We start from the raw sequence: 18,363 nt of genomic DNA, 5'->3' as shown, positions 1-18,363 counted from the left end.
ACTGGCTGTCGGACATTAAACGCGAGTTACTGACAAAAGCCTTGAGAAATCATTCATGAATAAGCTGTGTTTATTAGGTTTGCTGGTCGGTATGGCCAGTCAGTCGGTGATGGCCCAGACCGTTTCCGCCACGGACAATACAACGCTTCAAGCCAAGAATGCCTTCATCGGCAAACTCATGAAACAAATGACTCTGGACGAAAAGATCGGTCAGTTACGACTCATCAGTATCAGTTCGGAAATGCCACAGCCGCAAATTCTCAAGGAAATTGCCGCCGGAAGAATCGGCGGAACGTTCAACTCCATTACCCGTTCGGAAAATCGTCCGCTGCAGGAAGCCGCAGTCGCCAAAAGCCGTCTGAAAATTCCGATGTTCTTTGCCTACGACGTGGTTCACGGTCATCGCACGATTTTCCCGATCAGCCTGGGCATGGCCGCCAGCTGGGACATGGACGCCATCGCACTGATGGCCCGGGTCTCGGCCAAAGAAGCCAGTGCCGACAGCATCGACATGACTTTCGCCCCCATGGTGGATATTTCCCGCGACCCTCGCTGGGGCCGCAGCTCCGAGGGCTTCGGTGAAGACACTTACCTGGTGTCACGCATTTCCGACGTGATGGTCAGGTCCTTCCAGGGCAAGAACGTCGCAGCCAATGACAGCATCATGGCTGCCGTCAAACACTTCGCCCTGTATGGCGCAGTAGAAGGCGGACGCGACTACAACACCGTGGACATGAGCATGACGCGCATGTACCAGGACTACCTGCCGCCCTACAAGGCCGGCATCGATGCCGGCGCCGGCGGCATCATGGTCGCACTCAACTCGATCAACGGCGTGCCGTCGACCTCCAACAAATGGCTGATGCAGGACCTGTTGCGCAAGGACTGGGGCTTCAAGGGCGTGACCATCAGCGACCACGGTGCGCTCAAGGAACTGATCGACCACGGCGTGGCCAAGGATTTCCGCGAGGCCGCCAAGCTGGCCATCAAGGCGGGCGTCGACCTGAGCATGAACGACGCGGCCTATGGCGAGCAATTGCCTGGCCTGGTGAAAGACGGCGAAGTTTCCATGAAGGAAATCGACAACGCCGTGCGTGAAGTGCTGGGTGCCAAGTACGACATGGGTCTGTTCGCCTCGCCTTACGGCCGCATCGGCGTCGCTACCGATGATCCTGCCGATACCTATTCCGATGACCGCCTGCACCGTGCCGAAGCTCGCGATGTGGCGCGCAAGACACTGGTACTGCTGAAAAACCAGAACGAGACACTGCCGCTGAAGAAACAAGGCACCATCGCAGTGATTGGCGGACTGGCACAAAGTCACCTCGACATGCTCGGCAGCTGGTCGGCAGCGGGTCGTCCCAACCAGTCGGTGACGGTGTATGAAGGGCTGGCCAACGCGGTCGGCGACAAGGCCAAGCTGGTTTATGCGCGCGGTGCCAACGTCAGTGACAACGAACACGTCCTCAACTACCTGAACTTCATCGAGAAGGAAGTAGAGGTCGATCCGCGCCCGGCGCAGGAAATGATCGACGAAGCGGTCAAGGTCGCCGAGCAGGCCGATGTGATCGTTGCCGTGGTCGGCGAGTCGCGCGGCATGTCGCATGAGTCGGCCAGCCGCAGCAGCCTGGACATTCCGGGCAAACAGCGCGACCTGATCAAGGCGCTCAAGGCCACTGGCAAACCACTGGTGCTGGTGCTGATGAATGGCCGTCCGCTGGTTCTGGTCGACGAACAGGAACAGGCTGACGCCATGCTCGAAACCTGGTTCCCGGGCACCGAAGGCGGCAACGCAGTGGCTGATGTGCTATTCGGCGACTACAACCCGTCGGGCAAGCTGGCCATGTCGTTTCCACGCTCGATCGGTCAACTGCCGGTCTACTATGCGCACCTGAACACCGGCCGTCCGTATCACGAAGGCAAGCCAGGCAACTACACCTCGCACTACTTCGAGGAGCCCAATGGCCCGCTGTTTCCGTTCGGTTATGGCCTGAGCTACACCCAGTTCGACGTCTCGGACATCAAGTTGTCGGACGCCAGCATGACGCGCAAAGGCAAGGTGACTGCCAGCGTGACCGTGAAGAATACCGGCAAGGTGGCCGGTGCAACCGTTGTGCAGTTGTATCTGCATGACGTGGCAGCGTCGATCAGCCGTCCGGTAAAAGAACTGAAGAACTTCGAAAAGGTAATGCTTGAGCCCGGAGAAGAAAAAGTCGTGACCTTCACCCTCAGTGAAGACGATCTGAAGTTCTACAACAGCGAGCTCAAGCACGTGGCGGAACCTGGCGAATTCAAGGTCATGATCGGTCTGGACTCGCAAGCAGTGAAAGAAGCGACCTTCAATCTGTTGTAAACCCTGCGCGTGGCGCGTTCGTGAGCATTCGCTCGGGAACGCGCCGATAGGGTCCGATCAGGCTGCGACATGACGCTCAAGCATCGCTACTGGCGCATTACCCTGTACGTGCTGCTGATCCTGGCCGGTGCGGCCCTGTGCGCCGGGCTCGCGATGCGTCAGGCGCAGCGTCACGCCATGTCGGAAGATGCCGCGCGTGCCGAAGGACAGCTGGCACTGTATGCCAATACCCTGCACACCCTGATCGAGCGCTATCGCGCCCTGCCCTCCGTTCTGGCGCTGGACCCGGAAATTCGTGCCGCGCTGAGCGGCCCGGTGACCGGGGAGGTGCAAAACGCCCTCAACCTCAAGCTGGAAAAGATCAACAGCGCGGCTCATTCGTCGACGCTGGAGTTGCTCGACCGGCAGGGTCTGGCGATTGGCGCGAGCAACTGGCGCACGCCCAATAGCTATGTCGGCCACAACTACGCTTTTCGACCCTACTTCCTGCAAACCCGCGCCAAGGGCACCGGGCGTTTCTATGCGGTCGGTGTGACCACCGGAATTCCAGGGTACTTTCTGTCCAGTGCGGTATTGAACGATACCGGCGGGTTCATGGGGGCGATGGTCGTGAAGCTGGAGTTCCCGAGCCTTGAGCAGGAGTGGGATCAGGGTGAGGACCTGCTGCTGGTCAGCGATGAGAAAGGCATCGTGTTCATCGCCAATCAACCAGGCTGGCGCTATCGCGAGCTGCTGCCAATCTCGGTGGAAGATCGTGCCAGCCTGTTGCGCACCCGCCAGTACGACAAGAAAGTATTGTCACCGCTACGCAGCCGGGTCCTCGACAGCTTCAGCGAAAACAGTCATTTGAGCCGTGTCGAAGGCCCGGACGGCACCACGGATTATCTCTGGCAGTCGCTGCCCCTTGCGGATGAGAACTGGACTCTGCATCTGCTGCGCAAGCCGCCCGCGGCCAGTGAGGACGTTCGCAATGCAGGACTGGCTGCCGCGGGTATCTGGCTGGCGCTGGTATTTCTGAGTCTGTTTCTCTATCAGCGCTGGCGACTGGCGCGACTGAGAGAGCGCAACCGGGATGAACTGGAGCGCCTGGTGCAAGAACGCACGCGTGATCTGCAAACCGCGCAGGACGGTCTGGTGCAGTCGGCCAAACTGGCGGCGCTGGGGCAGATGTCGGCAGCGCTGGCCCACGAAATCAACCAGCCGTTGACCGCCCAGCGCATGCAACTGGCGACCCTGCGGCTGCTGCTCGATCAGGGCCGAATCGATGAAGCGTGCAAAGCATTGGTTCCCGTCGATCAGCAACTGACACGAATGGCCGCCTTGACCAGCCACCTGAAGACCTTCGCACGCAAGAGCCCCAGCGGACTGCGCGAACGGCTGGACCTGGCCACGGTGGTCGATCAGGCCTTGTTGCTGCTCGACCCGCGCCTGCGCGAGGAGCACGTCGACTGCGTTCTGCATGTGTCACGTCCGGCATGGGTGCGCGGCGACGCCATCCGCCTGGAACAGGTACTGATAAACCTGCTGCGCAATGCGCTGGACGCCATGCGCGAGTGCCGCTCCAGGCGCCTTGAAGTGCGTATCGACGCCGTCGACAACCAGTGGCGGCTCAGCGTCAGGGACAACGGAAGCGGGATCGCTGCGAAGGATCTGCCGAGCATTTTCGATCCGTTCTTCACCACCAAACCGGTAGGCGACGGCCTGGGCCTTGGCCTGGCTGTGTCGTACGCCATCATTCATGAACTGGGCGGACAACTGACGGCGCAAAACCATGCGGACGGCGCCGAGTTCTGGTTCAGCTTGCCCAATGACTTTCTGGAGGCCTGACCCGGCATGTTGAATTCGGTCATCGTGGTAGACGACGAGGCGCCCATTCGGCAAGCCGTCGAGCAATGGCTGACGCTGTCGGGGTTCGAGGTGCAGGTCTTCGCCCGCGCCGAAGAGTGCCTGGACCGTATACCGGAGCACTTCCCCGGCGTCGTGCTGACCGATGTGCGCATGCCGGGCATGAGCGGCCTGGAGTTGCTGACCCGGCTGCAAGGCGCAGACCGCGACCTGCCAGTCATCCTCCTGACCGGCCATGGCGACGTGCCGATGGCTGTGGAGGCGATGCGCGAAGGGGCCTATGACTTTCTGGAAAAACCCTTCAGCCCGGAAAACCTGATCAGCAACCTGCGGCGCGCCCTCGAGAAACGCCAACTGGTGCTGGAAAACCGCCGCCTGCATGAGCAGGCCGATGCCAGAACCCGCCTGGACGCCACGTTGCTCGGCGTATCGCCCGGTATGCAGACCCTGCGTCGCCAGGTGCTGGAACTGGCGCAACTGCCGGTCAACGTGATCATCCGCGGGGAGACCGGCAGCGGCAAGGAGCTGGTCGCTCGCTGCCTGCATGATTTTGGGCCGCGCGCCGCCAAACCTTTTGTCGCACTCAACTGCGCGGCCATCCCGGAGCACCTGTTCGAAGCCGAGCTGTTCGGCCACGAGAGCGGCGCCTTCACCGGCGCACAGGGCAAGCGCGTCGGTCGCCTGGAATATGCCCACGGCGGCACGGTGTTCCTTGATGAAATCGAGAGCATGCCGATGGCGCAACAGGTCAAGCTGCTGCGCGTTCTACAGGACAAGCGCCTTGAGCGGCTGGGCTCGAATCAGAGTATCGACGTCGACCTGCGAATCATCGCGGCGACCAAACCTGATCTTCTCGAAGAAGCGCGTGCCGGGCGCTTCCGCGAAGACCTGGCCTACCGCCTCAACGTTGCCGAGCTGCGCCTGCCGCCGCTGCGCGAGCGCCTTGAAGACATCGCGCAACTGTTCAGCCACTTCGCCCGCGCCGCCGCCGAGCGTGTAGGCCGGGAAGCGCCAGCGCTGGATGCCGCACATCTAGGTCAGTTGCTCGGCCATGGCTGGCCAGGCAACGTGCGCGAGCTGGCCAATGCCGCCGAGCGCCAGGCCCTGGGGCTGGAGCAAGCCCTGCCGCAACCTGATACGCAATGGCCGGGGCACTCGCTGGCGGCGCGTCAGGAGGCCTTCGAAGCACAATGCCTGCGCGCCTCGCTGGCCCGTCACAAAGGCGACATCAAGGCGGTGCTCAATGAATTGCAACTGCCTCGAAGGACGCTGAACGAGAAGATGCAGCGCCATGCTCTGGTACGCGAAACGTTCCTCGAATGAGGGCTGCGCATATTCCGTACAGCTTGTTCCGGCGATAACCGAACATTTCCCGCAGCGCCGGGTCTGCATACTGTCACGGCCATGTGCGGTCGTGATGGCTGGATACTGGCAAGGCATAATGACATCATACCCGCCTGGCTATTCAGCTCATTTTGACAGTCCGAAAGATGGGGCATTTTCTACCGTGAATACTCCCCTCGACCTCCCATTGGGAGGCGGCGAAATGGGTCGGTTTATCCGAGAGACGGACTGGTCTACGTCCGCGCTTGGACCGAAGCAAGCATGGCCCGCAGCGCTACTGTCTTCAATGAACCTGATGCTCAGTTGCCCGGATAGCATGTACCTGCTCTGGGGCCCTGACTACATTCTGTTCTTCAATGACGCTTACTCTCAGGTGCTGCCCATTGCGGCACGACAGGCGCAGGGCCAACCCATTGCCTCGGTGTGGGGCGATGCCTGGGACGCCGTGCGGCCACTCGCCGAGCACGCGCTGGCCGGACAAAGCCGCCGATCCGACAATATTCAGCGCACCATCGTCCGTAATGGCAAGCCCGAGCAGACCTGGTGGTCGCTGTCCTATTCTCCACTGTACGGCGATAGCGGCCTGATCGAGGGGGTATTCTGCCGGGTCAACGAAACCACTTCGCAGGTCATGGCTGAAGCCCGTCAGTCGGAGAACGAAGCGTTCACGGACCGTGTGCTGTCGAGCATCAACGACTGCATCAAGGTGCTGGACCTCGACTCGCGCCTGACCTTCATGAGCGAAGGCGGCCAGCGGATCATGGAAGTCAGCGATTTCAACGCGATTCGCGGCTGCCCCTGGCCCGACTTCTGGCAGGACCAGGGCAATCTGGACGCCATCGCTGCGGTCGAAGCGGCCAGATCGGGTCAAAACGCCAGCTTCACCGGCTCGGCGCAGACCATGGCCGGTACCACCAAGTGGTGGCATGTGCAGGTCAGCCCGATTTTCGGCAAGGATGGCAAACCGGAAAAGATTCTGTGTGTTTCCCGAGACATGACCCAGCTCAGAGACGCTGAAGAAGCGTTGCTGTCGCTCAACGAGACACTCGAGCAGCGCGTGATCGAACGCACCCAGGACCGTGATCGTATCTGGCGGCTGTCGACCGACCTGATGCTGGTGGCGCAGTTCGACGGGATCGTCTCGGCGGTCAATCCGGCCTGGAATCAGGCTCTGGGCTGGTCGGAAGAGCAACTGCTCAACAGCCAGTTCCTGGCACTGGTGCACCCTGAAGACGTGGAAAGTACGCTGGCCGCCATGAGCGGGCTGGAGAACGGCCGCACTATTCCTCACTTCAAGAACCGCTATCGCCATCTGGACGGGTCGTACCGGACCATCTCCTGGACTGCCGTGCCGGACAAACAATTCATCCATGCCGTCGGCCGTGACATTCAGGCCGAGGAAGAGGCCAATGAAGCGTTGCGGCTTTCGCAGGACGCCCTGCACCAGGCGCAGAAGCTGGAAGCCATCGGTCAACTGACCGGCGGCGTGGCGCATGATTTCAATAACCTGTTGACGGTGATCCGCTCCTGCAGCGACCTGTTGAAATCGCCTAACCTCGAAGAGTCCCGTCGCGTTAAGTATGTCGAGGCCATTTCCAGCACGGTAGACCGAGCTGCTCGCCTGACCGGACAGTTGCTGGCGTTTGCCCGCCGCCAGGCCTTGCAGCCGGAAGTGTTCGATGTCTGCAAGAGTGTGGCGCGCATTGGCGAGATGATGGACACGCTTACCGGCGCACGTATTCAGGTCAGCATCGACCTGCCTGCCGAGCCGTGCTTCATCTTTGCCGACGGCAGCCAGTTCGACACGGCGCTGGTCAACATGGTGGTCAACGCCCGCGATGCCATGTCCGGCGCGGGTAAGTTGGTCATAAAGGTTGATTGCGCTGCCTGTGCTGCCGACGATCAGCCCGCTTCACTCGGTGAGGGTGATTATGTAAGGGTATCGCTGACCGATACCGGCGCAGGTATCGCCAAGGAGAAGCTGGGGCTGATCTTCGAACCGTTCTATACCACCAAGAGTGTCGGCCAGGGCACGGGGCTGGGGTTGTCGCAGGTATTCGGTTTTGCCAAACAGTCGGGCGGTGAAGTTCTGGTTGAAAGCGAGCTGGGCAAGGGCAGCCGCTTCACGCTGTGCCTGCCCAGCGCACAACGTCACGAAGTGATCCAGGAAGATAATCACCATATCCTCCCCCCATTGCCAGGGATGTGCGTGCTGATGGTCGAGGACAATCAGGACATCGGCACCTATACACGCCCGATGCTTGAGCAATTGGGCTTTCAGGTGCTCTGGGTGAGCAGTGCCGCCGAGGCGCTGAAAGAGCTCTCCGGTAACCCGGAAAACTTTCATGTGGTGTTCTCGGACATCGCCATGCCGGGCATGAGCGGACTGGAGCTGTACGCCGAAATCGAAGCGCGCTATCCGTGGATGCCGGTGGTTCTTACCACCGGGTACAGCACCGAGTTCGCGACGATCGCTCAGGACGAAACACACCGCTTCGACCTGCTGCAGAAACCCTATTCCAAAGATGATCTGGCGGCGATTCTGCACAAGGCCGTGAGTCGTACCGGCGAGCACTGATGGTGTGAATTGGTCTGAATCCATCATGCCAGCGGATTCACTGATGCCTGATACGCATGAGTGAACCCCGGCACTTCCCACGCATAAAACCAAGACAACACCGGTTGCCTTGATTCAGAATCACGCAAAACATCGCAACACTCTTAGAGCAGGGAGCATTTTCGAGATGATCGTTGGTATTGATCTGGGGACTACCAACAGCCTGGTGGCTGTATGGCGCGACGGCAGCAGTGAACTGGTGACCAACGCACTGGGTGAAACTCTCACCCCCAGCGTTGTCGGGCTGGACGATGACGGGCAGATTCTGGTCGGCAAGGCGGCCCGCGAACGACTGCAGACTCACCCGGAAAAAACCACGGCCCTGTTCAAACGCTACATGGGCAGTGCCCAGGAAATTCGACTGGGCTCTGCTACTTACCGCCCGGAAGAGTTGTCCTCGCTGGTCCTCAAAAGCCTGAAAGCCGATGTCGAGCGCGCGTTTGGCGAGCCTGTCACGGAAGCGGTGATCAGCGTTCCGGCCTATTTCAGCGACGCTCAACGTAAAGCCACGCGTATTGCCGGAGAGCTGGCGGGGCTCAAGGTCGAGAAGCTCATCAACGAGCCGACAGCGGCGGCACTCGCGTATGGCCTTCACCAGAAGGAAGGCGAAACTTCGTTTCTGGTCTTCGATCTGGGTGGCGGTACGTTCGACATCTCGATCCTCGAACTCTTCGACGGCGTGATGGAAGTGCGTGCCAGTGCGGGCGACAACTTTCTGGGGGGTGAAGATTTCGACCAGGTCATGGTCGAGCACTTCGTGAACCTGCACCGCGATGAGCCGGACTTCCCGTCAACGGAGCTGATTGCCCCGGCCTTGCGGCGCGAAGCCGAGCGAGTGCGCAGGGCTTTGGGTCAGGACGGAAGTGCCGACTTCGTATTGCGTCACGCCGAGAGGGAATGGCGCAAGACCATTACTCAAGAGCAGATGAGCGATTTTTATGCGCCCCTGCTTAACCGCCTGCGCGCTCCGGCAGAGCGTGCGCTTCGAGACGCGAGGATACGCGTCGCCGATCTGGATGAGATTCTGCTGGTGGGCGGCACAACGCGGATGCCACTGATCCGCAAGCTCGCCGCGAGCCTGTTCGGGCGCTTCCCTTCCATCGCACTCAACCCTGATGAAATCGTCGCACAGGGCGCCGCGGTGCAAGCGGCGCTCAAGCAGCGGGACGCAGCGCTGGAGGAGATCGTCCTCACCGACGTATGCCCTTACACGCTGGGAATCGAGACCATCGCGCAAATTGCCAATCGCTATGAAAGCGGTCATTACCTGCCCATTATCGAACGCAACAGCGTCGTACCGGTCAGCCGGGTAAAAACAGTTCAGACCGTCAGTGATGATCAGGAACACGTCATGGTGCGGATCTTTCAGGGCGAAAGTCGCATGGTCAAGGACAACATTGCGCTGGGTGAGCTCATCATTCCGATCCCCAAAGCCAAGGCCGGCGAAGTAGCGCTGGATGTGCGCTTTACCTATGACAACAACGGCCTGCTGGAGGCCGATGTGATGACACAGCTGACCGGGGAACGTCACAAGCTGGTTATCGAAAACAACCCTGGCGTGATGACGCCTGATGAAATACAGGAACGCCTTCAGGTACTCGAAGCGCTCAAAGTCCATCCACGCGAACAGCAGGCCAACACTCACCTGATCGCCAGACTTGAACGCCTGTACCAGGAATGCCTGGGCAGCGATCGAGAACTTATCGATCACTGGACCAGCCAGTTTCAGCATGTGCTGGAGACACAGGACGAGCGGCAGATCAGCGAAATTCGCAAGCAACTCAAACAGGAAGTCGACACGTTCGAGCAGGGCGCAAGATGATCGACTGTTGGTCCGTACTTGAGCTGAATAACGATGCCGACGAGCGCAGCATCAAACGACAATATGCCCGGTTATTGAAGGTCAACCGTCCTGATGAAGACCCGGCAGCCTTCCAGAATCTGCGTGATGCCTATGAAGAGGCGCTGCAGCTGGCACGATCACGCGCGGACGAAGATGACCCGCCCGTCATGCTGCGCCAGCCTTTGCCTGAGCCCTCGCCTGCCCCCCTCCTGACAACGACTGTTATCGAGCAGCACGATGGCATGGACTGGCTTCAACAGGTCAGGCAGACCACTGCGCAGAATCTGCCCGAGCAACAGCAGATCGCCATGGAGCACGGACAGGCGGAGCGCTTTCAACAACTGTTGCTGCTGGAGTGCCTGAACGACTCGGCGCGCCGTGTCGAGTTGATCAAAGCTGCATTTCAGCATTTGCGCTGGCTGACGGTATGGCAAAGCATTCATATCAGCAGCTACCAGCAGCACGCCTTGGCAGAGGCGATATTGCGCGAGGCGTTCGAAGCGTTCAGCGCACTCATCGAGAACGGGCAGCATGCGCGCTTCATTGAAGAACTTCGGGCGCTGGAACAACAGCCCTGGCTGACAGAACTGGAGCGTCGCGAGCATTTGCAATGCAGGTGCATGGTCTTGCTGATTGCCAGCCATCCTGTGACCTCCGACCTGCTGGAACAGACGCGCGCGGTATTTGGCTGGAACCTGCAGCAAAACCTCCACCCCGGTCCCGAAGACCTCTGGCAGGCGCTGCGCCAGCGATACGAAGAAGTGGAGTATGCCGAGCATCTGCAACGCCTGCTCGATGCCAAACCAAGCACTGCCGAAGGCAAGGCCGCGCACTTGATGTTCAAGCCGCCACGTCTGGCCGCGCGGATCCGTACCGCAGTCAAGCAAGACGCTTCGGTGTGGAACGCCTGCGCGCATATTCAGGAGCAGTTGACCGTTCACTACCCCGACGTCCTCAAGCGCTACCCCGAAGCGGACCTGAGCGCCTGGAAACTCATGCGTGAGCAGAGCGACTTCACGCCGCTCATCTGGGTCTACATAGGCGCGTTTCTGCTGGCGTTGCTGGCACCCCCGCTGGCGCCTGAAGGTGTGGAGTACGATCCGGGAACGCGGGTCCTCGTGCTATTCCTGTCACCGCTCTGGACAACCGTCGGCTTCTTCATCTTCATCTGCGTATGGCGTCCGCTGATGGTTCTGGCAGAGCCAGCCGATGCGTGGCTGAGCAGCAAGTTACTGCCCAAGGTGCTGAGCTGGCCCGGTGCCCAGGCGCTGGTCTTGCGGCATGGCCTCCCCTTTTTGTTTCTGGGCCTTGTCCAGGTGCTCGACGGCCCGCGGACACTTCTGGCTTATCTGGTGCTGGCGGTGCTGTGGGTCGCCCTGTCGCCTTATCGCTACCTGTTTCAAACAGCGCCTATCCGGCAAAGGATTCGGCAGTTTTATGCAAGGCACACGATCATGGTGATCATCGGCACGCTGAGCATCGTCATGGCGGCGCTGTTGCTCTCCTCCAAACTGAGCGCTTGAGCGGTCTTCTGTCGGCAATCGACCAGAACGCCCTGCTGCGAGCGCTCCCATCGGCAAGAATCCGCTTACCTCAACCGGGCAGATAAGCGGATTCTTGCTCATCAAAGATTCCCGACGGCTCTAGAACAAGCCCTCATGGTCTGGCACAGCTCCTGCTATGTAACAGGCAGGGCACCCAATGCCTCCTTCCAAAAATAATGAAAACAAGGAACACCATGGAAACCTCCAATCCCGCCTCCCATGGGTCGGCTGCTACTGCTGCTGGCCAGAAAACCACCTCCAGCCGTCTCAAATCGATTTTCAGTGGCTCGGTCGGCAACATGGTCGAGTGGTACGACTGGTACGTCTACGCCGCCTTCTCGCTGTACTTCGCCAAAGCCTTCTTTCCCAAGGGCGACACCACCGCACAGCTGCTCAACACCGCCGCGATCTTCGCCGTCGGCTTTCTGATGCGGCCCATCGGTGGCTGGCTGATGGGGCTTTACGCCGACTACAAAGGGCGCAAGGCTGCGCTGATGGCCTCGGTGCTGCTAATGTGCTTCGGCTCGCTGATCATTGCCTTGACACCAGGCTATGAAAGCATCGGCGTCGGTGCTCCGATCCTGCTGGTGTTCGCCCGCTTGCTGCAGGGGCTGTCTGTCGGCGGTGAATACGGCACGTCCGCCACCTACCTGAGCGAAATGGCGACCAAGGAACGTCGCGGCTTTTTCTCCAGCTTTCAGTACGTGACGCTGATTTCCGGCCAGCTCATCGCACTGGGCGTGCTGATCGTGCTGCAACAGACGCTGACCACCGAGCAACTGTATGCCTGGGGCTGGCGCATCCCGTTCGTCATCGGTGCCCTGTGCGCAATCGTCGCGCTGTTCCTGCGTCGTGGCATGGAAGAAACCGAATCGTTCACGCGCAAGAAGAAGGAAAAACCCAAGGAAAGCCTGATGCGCACGCTGATGCGTCATCCCAAGGAACTGATGACCGTCGTCGGTCTGACCATGGGCGGGACACTGGCTTTCTACACCTACACCACTTACATGCAGAAGTATCTGGTCAACACCGTCGGCATGAGCATCACCGACTCGACGTCGATATCAGCGGCAACACTGTTTCTGTTCATGCTGTTGCAACCGATCGTCGGCGCGCTGTCCGACAAGGTCGGGCGTCGTCCGATCCTCATTGCGTTCGGCGTGTTGGGAACGCTGTGTACCGTACCGATCCTGACCACGCTGCATACCATTCAGACATGGTGGGGTGCGTTCTTCCTGATCATGGCGGCGCTGATCATCGTCAGCGGTTATACCTCGATCAACGCAGTGGTGAAGGCCGAGCTGTTTCCGACCGAGATCCGCGCGCTGGGCGTCGGCCTGCCTTACGCCCTGACGGTATCGATCTTCGGCGGTACTGCGGAATACATCGCGCTGTGGTTCAAGAGCATCGGTATGGAAACCGGTTACTACTGGTACGTCACTGCCTGTATCGCCTGCTCGCTGCTGGTGTATGTGTTCATGAAAGATACCCGCAAGCACTCGCGCATCGAAACTGACTGATCGGATTGCGACGATTCTCGTGCCCAGGCTCCGCTCTCATCGTGATATATAAATCTCGTAGGAGCGAGCTTGCTCGCGAAGAGGCCGGTACAACCTCCAGAAATAGAGCGTTATGACTGACTCTTCGTGAGCAATGGGGATCGCCGCCCCGTTCACTCCATTTTTCGGGCTTATCGAGACCTGTATATAACGCTGAGGACTCTGCCAAGGCACGAGAGTCATCAAGCTCGCTTACAACGATCAATATCATCGTCCGCATCGATACATCAGCCGCTACAAAACAATCAATTACATCCATGACCTGCAACAAAGTGTTACAGGGCGGTGCATCATTTGGCCAACTTTCAGCAATAACCGCTTGAATTAGCTGTACTTTTAATTTGTCAAGGGCCTTTATTACAAGACTTTTCAAGAATTGCACCACAATAATGCAACCCCGCCTGAAAGGCCCGAAACCAGAGCATTACAGCCAACTATCATTTTCAGCGATGATCGCTAGCAATCCTATTAACTTCTTAATAATCCGCTGGCGCGTAGCATTGCCTCCATACCGGGATGACAACTCACCCGACACTCATTGGAGACATCATCATGAAAACCAACACATTGATCTTTGGCCTGGCTATCTCTGTTCTGGCTTCCAGCGCATTTGCACTTCCAGTCACCCACGTTCAAAGCGACCTGTCCAGCGCCACCCTCGTTGCTGAAGGCGGTACCAAACATACCAACGTCGGCTCGATCCGCGTATCTGCTGACGGCGCCGATCACGTCGGTGCCAATCGTCTGGCCGCTGATGGTGCAGATCGCGTCGGTGCCAACCGTCAGGCTGCCGATGGTGCAGACCACGTCGGTGCCAATCGTCTTGCGGCAGACGGTGCAGATCGCGTAGGCGCCAATCGTCTGGGCTGATCGCTCACGCAACATCCCAAGCCCGGCCAATGTCGGGCTTCTTCATGTCTGGCTCAGAGTGAAACACGCGAACTGCTCTGGCATCCTCTGCAAATGCGCAGCACTATGCTGACATCCATTATTGAGCCCATCAGGAACCGAGCATGTCAGACGCTATTCACTCCTACGAGCCTTCCAAGGGTCACGGCCTGCCGCACGACCCGTTCAACGCGATTGTAGGCCCACGCCCGATTGGCTGGATTTCGTCGCAGGATGCCAACGGCAAACTCAACCTGGCACCTTACAGCTTCTTCAATGCGTTCAACTACGTGCCGCCGATCATCGGGTTCTGCAGCGTGGGTCGCAAGGACAGTCTCAATAATATCGAGCAGACCGGCGAGTTCGTCTGGAACCTGGCGACCCGCTCGCTGGCCGAAGCCATGAACCAGAGCTGCGCACCGGTAGCGCCGGATGTCAGCGAATTCGAGCTGGCAAACCTGACACCACTGGCCTCGCAGATCGTCTCGGTGCCGCGTGTACTCGAAACGCCGGTGTCGTTCGAGTGCAAGGTCACGCAGATCATTCAGTTGCAACGCGCCGACAAGGAACTGGTGCCCAGCTGGTTGATTCTGGGCGAGGTCGTGGCGGTGCACATCGACAAGTCACTGCTCAAGGACGGCGTTTACGACACTGCCGCCGCCGAGCCGATTCTGCGCGGCGGCGGCCCGGCGGATTACTTCCAGCTTGGCCCGGAAGCGCTGTTCAAGATGTTCCGCCCAGGCGCCTGATCAGGCGTCAGCCCAGACCGGTTCGCCCTCTGCATCAATATCGACCAGCCGCTGCAGCTCTTGCACAGCGGCTAGGTCGGCATCATCGGCGGTCTTGAATTTCTGGTCCGGCAGCAGCGCATGGAAGCGCGGTGCGCCGCCGGCACCCAGCGCCTTTACGGCAATCGCCGCGTTATAACCCTGCTCGGACGGCATCACTGCCGAGACCACTTCAAACCCGTTGTATTCCTTGCGTGCCATGTGTCTCAACCCTGCCAATACGTCAAAGCGCGAATTCTAGCGCGTCTTCCGGTTCGTCCGACATGCGGCATCCAGCGATAACGGCAGCCGACGCAAAACCCAACCTTGTCCTACACTCTAATCAGTTCTTTCAAACTGCTCTGTAGCCGAGGTAAGGAGTGCGTCATGAAAGCAATAACAAGAAAATGCATGGTTGTCGCAGGAGCTCTGGCGGTATTGGCCGTCTACACCGCCGGCGCCTATCGTAACGAACTGGCGCGCCAGGCCCCTTATGTCTCCAGCTGTACGTTTGGCCATTGCGTGCCAACCGATGCCACCTTCAGCGCCTTGCGATGAGGCTCGCACAGCGTGAATTGCATCGCCATTCCGCAAAGGCACCTATCGATTAGCAAGCTATCGGATTAGACTGGCCAGACTCTCCTGCCACACTTGCGGCGGGTCAACACTGCCATCAGGTTTTGCCTTGACCAGTCTTACTCATACGCCTCCGGCCATTCGTAGCATCCTGTTTGCGTTGATGATGGCAGTCCTGCTCAGCGCGCTGGACCAAACCATCGTCGCGGTCTCGATGCCTGCCATTTCCGCCCAGTTCAGGGACATCGATCTACTGGCGTGGGTTATTTCCGCCTACATGGTGTCGCTGACCGTGGCTGTGCCGATCTACGGCAAGCTCGGCGATCTTTACGGGCGACGTAAACTGATGCTGTTCGGGCTGGGGATTTTTACCTTGGCTTCGCTGTTCTGTGGCCTGGCGCAAAGCATGGAACAACTGGTGCTGGCGCGCGTCCTTCAGGGTATCGGCGCGGGCGGGATGGTTTCGGTCAGCCAGGCGATCATCGCCGACATCGTTCCACCTCGTGAGCGCGGCCGTTATCAAGGTTACTTCAGCAGCATGTACGCCGTGGCCAGCGTCGCCGGGCCGGTGCTCGGTGGCCTGATGACTGAATACCTGTCCTGGCGCTGGGTGTTTCTGATCAATCTGCCGTTGGGGGCCGCCGCGCTGATCGTCGCGTATCGGACCCTCGTCGGCCTGCCAGTACCGCAACGCAAGCCGATTATCGATTATCTCGGTACCGTGCTGATGATCATCGGCCTGACAGCGCTGCTGCTGGGGATTACCGAGATTGGCCAAGGGCACGGTCTGGGCGATACCGAGGTTCAGTTGTTACTGGGCACCGCCCTGCTGACACTGGCTATTTTCGTCTGGTATGAACGTCGCACGGCCGAACCCTTGCTGCCCATGCATCTGTTCACCAACAAGAGCGCGGTGCTGTGCTGGTGCACCGTGTTCTTCACCAGCTTTCAGGCCATCTCCCTGATTGTCCTGATGCCGCTGCGTTACCAGACCGTCACCGGTGGCGGAGCAGACAGCGCCGCCCTGCACTTGCTTCCGCTGGCGATTGGCATGCCGATGGGTGCCTATTTCGCCGGGCGACGCACCGCGCATACCGGGCGCTACAAGCCGCTTATCCTGACCGGTGCGCTGCTGATGCCGATTGCGATTCTGGGCATGGCCTTCACGCCGCCGCAATCGCTGATAGTGATGAGCCTGTTCATGATTCTCACGGGGGTTGCCACCGGCATGCAGTTCCCCACCTCATTGGTGGGCACTCAGAATTCGGTTCAGCCGCGGGATATGGGCGTGGCCACCAGCACGACCAATCTATTCCGCTCGCTGGGTGGCGCCGTGGGCGTGGCACTGATGTCGGCGCTGCTGCTGGCCATGTTGCAGCACACCGGCGTCGGTCAACTCGGTGCAGGGGCGCTGGGTGGCGAAGGCAGCTCCGGCAACGTCCTGCTCGACAGTCTGAACGCGGCCACCGGACCCGCGCTGGAAACCCTGCGCGCCGAACTGGCACTGACCTTTAGAAACCTGCTGATCACCAGCGCGGCCATTTCGCTGCTCGGCCTTGCGGCAGCCGCAGTGATGCCTAATACGCTATTGCGAGGACGGGACTGATTCGCTTCTCGGGCTCAGGAAAGCATCCCGGCCCAGAACCACTGCGTTTTCTTGCTCTTTATATGGGCAAACGCAGGCATCAGTTCGCCCTCATCGAAGTGCCGACGGGAGCCTGACTGAGCGCTGCTGAACCAGCTGCCTGAGCGAGGGCATACTTGCCCGGCATCGACCGGCGGCAGCGGCTTTTCATCGAATCGCGCATACCACTGCGCAGTGGTTTCATCGGTAAAGCCAATTCCTGGAGCCAGGTAGGGATGAAGATTGCCGGTGTCCTGCAAGCGGATTGGCTTGATCATCCTGTTGACCGTCACATAAGGCTTTGGCGGCGGCAGCCCTCGCCCACCCAGCTCGGGCACCTCACCGGCGCGAATGATCAGGCCGTTGCGGTAGGTGTGGAACACGATCTCGCTGTGTGCACTCATCTCGCCGCGCATTTTGTCGCTGCCTCCCAACTGCCTGACGAACGCATCACCGAGCACGGTGTACCAACTGACACCCTTGATACGGTCCAGCAGGCGCAGGCTTTCAATGTGCGGGCCGGGGTCGACCATCAGCCCGCTGTAATCCTGAGCCAGCCGATATTCCCAAGGCAAATACTGATGACCGTCACACGGCAATACGCAGGCAAGACCACCAAAGCCGTGCTCGGCCTGCAGTTCGCTGCTGAGGTACCTGATCCAGTTCTCGTAATGCTTCAACCCCTCGGGCTCGGTCAGATACGACCAGGGCAAGACCATTTTCAGACACGATCGATCGTTGTCGGCCTGCCCCTCCGAGGTGTTCATCACAAACAGGCTGTAGGTGGCGACTTCAGCCTGAGTCGCACTGGCGATAGACCAGATGAACTGCTCGTCTGGCGGACTCTCGACAATCTGACGCCGGGTCGAGGCAAACCCGGTGCCGCTCAGGCGCCGCATGCGTTTGAACAGTTGCCATTTGAGTTTCGTTTTGAACGCGTCATAGAAGCGCGAAAAACAGGCCTCGACGCGACGCTTCATCTCCACGCTGTGGCCGTTGCGAAAATACAGCGTGGTGATCAACCCCAATCGAATGACCGGTGTGCCCAATACGGAATCCATGGCCACACGCTCGGATTGTTGCGTGATCCTGGCCAATAACCTCACAGCGTCAGTTGCAGTATCCGACATGCTCCGCCCTCCCATTATTCGCGGAAGTCAGGTTTTTGCGCGTGCGTGCATGCCCTTCACAGGTTTTGATCAACCCGGAAATCTCCCCGCTCATGGGGTAGCCGAGGCCCTGCCCGCCCGATTGGACATCAACGTAACTGGCGATGATTTCAGGGCACATAAGCGCAAGATCCGGCAAAAACATGCAACTTTCCTCTCTTCTGTTCTTTCAGGGGGCGAAGAGTGAAGGGAGTTTTCCTGCGGAGCAATACTCGGAATTTACTTTGGGAAATC

13 protein-coding genes are annotated in these 18,363 nt (G+C 59.4%); 11 read left to right on the top strand and 2 right to left on the bottom strand.

The features are described 5' to 3' along the window. Positions 1-55: 55 nt before the first annotated feature. From bglX to AO388_RS13220, 9 genes are all read left to right on the top strand, one after another. Positions 56-2,353, top strand: coding sequence for a beta-glucosidase BglX (gene bglX, locus AO388_RS13260; RefSeq protein ID WP_054082089.1), 2,298 nt, complete (start codon positions 56-58; stop codon positions 2,351-2,353). 69 nt (positions 2,354-2,422) lie between these two features. After that, on the top strand, positions 2,423-4,180 hold the full coding sequence (locus AO388_RS13255; protein WP_054082088.1) for an ATP-binding protein: 1,758 nt from the start codon (positions 2,423-2,425) through the stop codon (positions 4,178-4,180). A gap of 6 nt (positions 4,181-4,186) precedes the next feature. After that, the gene (locus AO388_RS13250; protein WP_058416584.1) at positions 4,187-5,521 is read left to right on the top strand and encodes a sigma-54-dependent transcriptional regulator; all 1,335 of its coding nucleotides are present in this window, start codon (positions 4,187-4,189) and stop codon (positions 5,519-5,521) included. A gap of 223 nt (positions 5,522-5,744) precedes the next feature. Continuing rightward, positions 5,745-8,120: a PAS domain-containing protein gene (locus AO388_RS13245; protein WP_072366703.1), complete on the top strand. Its 2,376-nt coding sequence runs from the start codon at positions 5,745-5,747 to the stop codon at positions 8,118-8,120. Between the two features lie 166 nt (positions 8,121-8,286). Beyond that, entirely contained in the window at positions 8,287-9,981 is a 1,695-nt protein-coding gene (locus tag AO388_RS13240) for a molecular chaperone HscC (protein WP_044308891.1), read from the top strand. Further along, positions 9,978-11,525 carry a J domain-containing protein gene (locus tag AO388_RS13235; protein WP_058416582.1) on the top strand — a complete coding sequence of 516 codons (1,548 nt, stop codon included), beginning with the start codon at positions 9,978-9,980 and terminating at the stop codon, positions 11,523-11,525. The genes AO388_RS13240 and AO388_RS13235 overlap by 4 nt, the downstream gene beginning before the upstream one ends. 215 nt (positions 11,526-11,740) lie before the next feature. Next, positions 11,741-13,066 carry an MFS transporter gene (locus tag AO388_RS13230; protein ID WP_003431373.1) on the top strand — a complete coding sequence of 442 codons (1,326 nt, stop codon included), beginning with the start codon at positions 11,741-11,743 and terminating at the stop codon, positions 13,064-13,066. Between the two features lie 591 nt (positions 13,067-13,657). Further along, the gene (locus AO388_RS13225; protein ID WP_003363807.1) at positions 13,658-13,975 is read left to right on the top strand and encodes a hypothetical protein; all 318 of its coding nucleotides are present in this window, start codon (positions 13,658-13,660) and stop codon (positions 13,973-13,975) included. A 143-nt stretch (positions 13,976-14,118) separates the two neighbouring features. Continuing rightward, on the top strand, positions 14,119-14,742 hold the full coding sequence (locus AO388_RS13220; RefSeq protein WP_003406312.1) for a flavin reductase family protein: 624 nt from the start codon (positions 14,119-14,121) through the stop codon (positions 14,740-14,742). On the opposite strand, the gene AO388_RS13215 is transcribed toward AO388_RS13220, so the two are convergent. Continuing rightward, positions 14,743-14,982, bottom strand: coding sequence for a hypothetical protein (locus tag AO388_RS13215; protein WP_003406313.1), 240 nt, complete (start codon positions 14,980-14,982; stop codon positions 14,743-14,745). A gap of 165 nt (positions 14,983-15,147) precedes the next feature. On the opposite strand from AO388_RS13215, the gene AO388_RS29365 reads away from it, so the two are divergent. Beyond that, positions 15,148-15,318 carry a hypothetical protein gene (locus tag AO388_RS29365; protein ID WP_164989056.1) on the top strand — a complete coding sequence of 57 codons (171 nt, stop codon included), beginning with the start codon at positions 15,148-15,150 and terminating at the stop codon, positions 15,316-15,318. Between the two features lie 109 nt (positions 15,319-15,427). Continuing rightward, positions 15,428-16,942, top strand: coding sequence for an MDR family MFS transporter (locus tag AO388_RS13210; protein ID WP_330219497.1), 1,515 nt, complete (start codon positions 15,428-15,430; stop codon positions 16,940-16,942). Between the two features lie 14 nt (positions 16,943-16,956). Here AO388_RS13210 and AO388_RS13205 read toward each other — a convergent pair whose 3' ends face one another. Then, positions 16,957-18,090, bottom strand: a complete 1,134-nt coding sequence (locus AO388_RS13205; RefSeq protein WP_058416580.1) for a DUF3396 domain-containing protein — start codon at positions 18,088-18,090, stop codon at positions 16,957-16,959. Positions 18,091-18,363: the final 273 nt, after the last annotated feature.

The sequence above is a fragment of the Pseudomonas sp. ICMP 10191 genome (genome assembly GCF_001467335.1).
Classification (GTDB): domain Bacteria; phylum Pseudomonadota; class Gammaproteobacteria; order Pseudomonadales; family Pseudomonadaceae; genus Aquipseudomonas; species Aquipseudomonas cerasi.
Note: the sequence above shows the minus strand (reverse complement) of the source record. Positions and strands in the feature narration are given on the sequence as shown.

Excerpts from the sequence above, each read along its gene's own strand:
- bglX (WP_054082089.1), top strand. The coding sequence starts at position 56 with ATGAATAAGCTGTGTTTATTAGGTTTGCTGGTCGGTATGGCCAGTCAG.
- AO388_RS13255 (WP_054082088.1), top strand. The coding sequence starts at position 2,423 with ATGACGCTCAAGCATCGCTACTGGCGCATTACCCTGTACGTGCTGCTG.
- AO388_RS13250 (WP_058416584.1), top strand. The coding sequence starts at position 4,187 with ATGTTGAATTCGGTCATCGTGGTAGACGACGAGGCGCCCATTCGGCAA.
- AO388_RS13245 (WP_072366703.1), top strand. The coding sequence starts at position 5,745 with ATGGGTCGGTTTATCCGAGAGACGGACTGGTCTACGTCCGCGCTTGGA.
- AO388_RS13240 (WP_044308891.1), top strand. The coding sequence starts at position 8,287 with ATGATCGTTGGTATTGATCTGGGGACTACCAACAGCCTGGTGGCTGTA.
- AO388_RS13235 (WP_058416582.1), top strand. The coding sequence starts at position 9,978 with ATGATCGACTGTTGGTCCGTACTTGAGCTGAATAACGATGCCGACGAG.
- AO388_RS13230 (WP_003431373.1), top strand. The coding sequence starts at position 11,741 with ATGGAAACCTCCAATCCCGCCTCCCATGGGTCGGCTGCTACTGCTGCT.
- AO388_RS13225 (WP_003363807.1), top strand. The coding sequence starts at position 13,658 with ATGAAAACCAACACATTGATCTTTGGCCTGGCTATCTCTGTTCTGGCT.
- AO388_RS13220 (WP_003406312.1), top strand. The coding sequence starts at position 14,119 with ATGTCAGACGCTATTCACTCCTACGAGCCTTCCAAGGGTCACGGCCTG.
- AO388_RS13215 (WP_003406313.1), bottom strand. The coding sequence starts at position 14,982 with ATGGCACGCAAGGAATACAACGGGTTTGAAGTGGTCTCGGCAGTGATG.
- AO388_RS29365 (WP_164989056.1), top strand. The coding sequence starts at position 15,148 with ATGAAAGCAATAACAAGAAAATGCATGGTTGTCGCAGGAGCTCTGGCG.
- AO388_RS13205 (WP_058416580.1), bottom strand. The coding sequence starts at position 18,090 with ATGTCGGATACTGCAACTGACGCTGTGAGGTTATTGGCCAGGATCACG.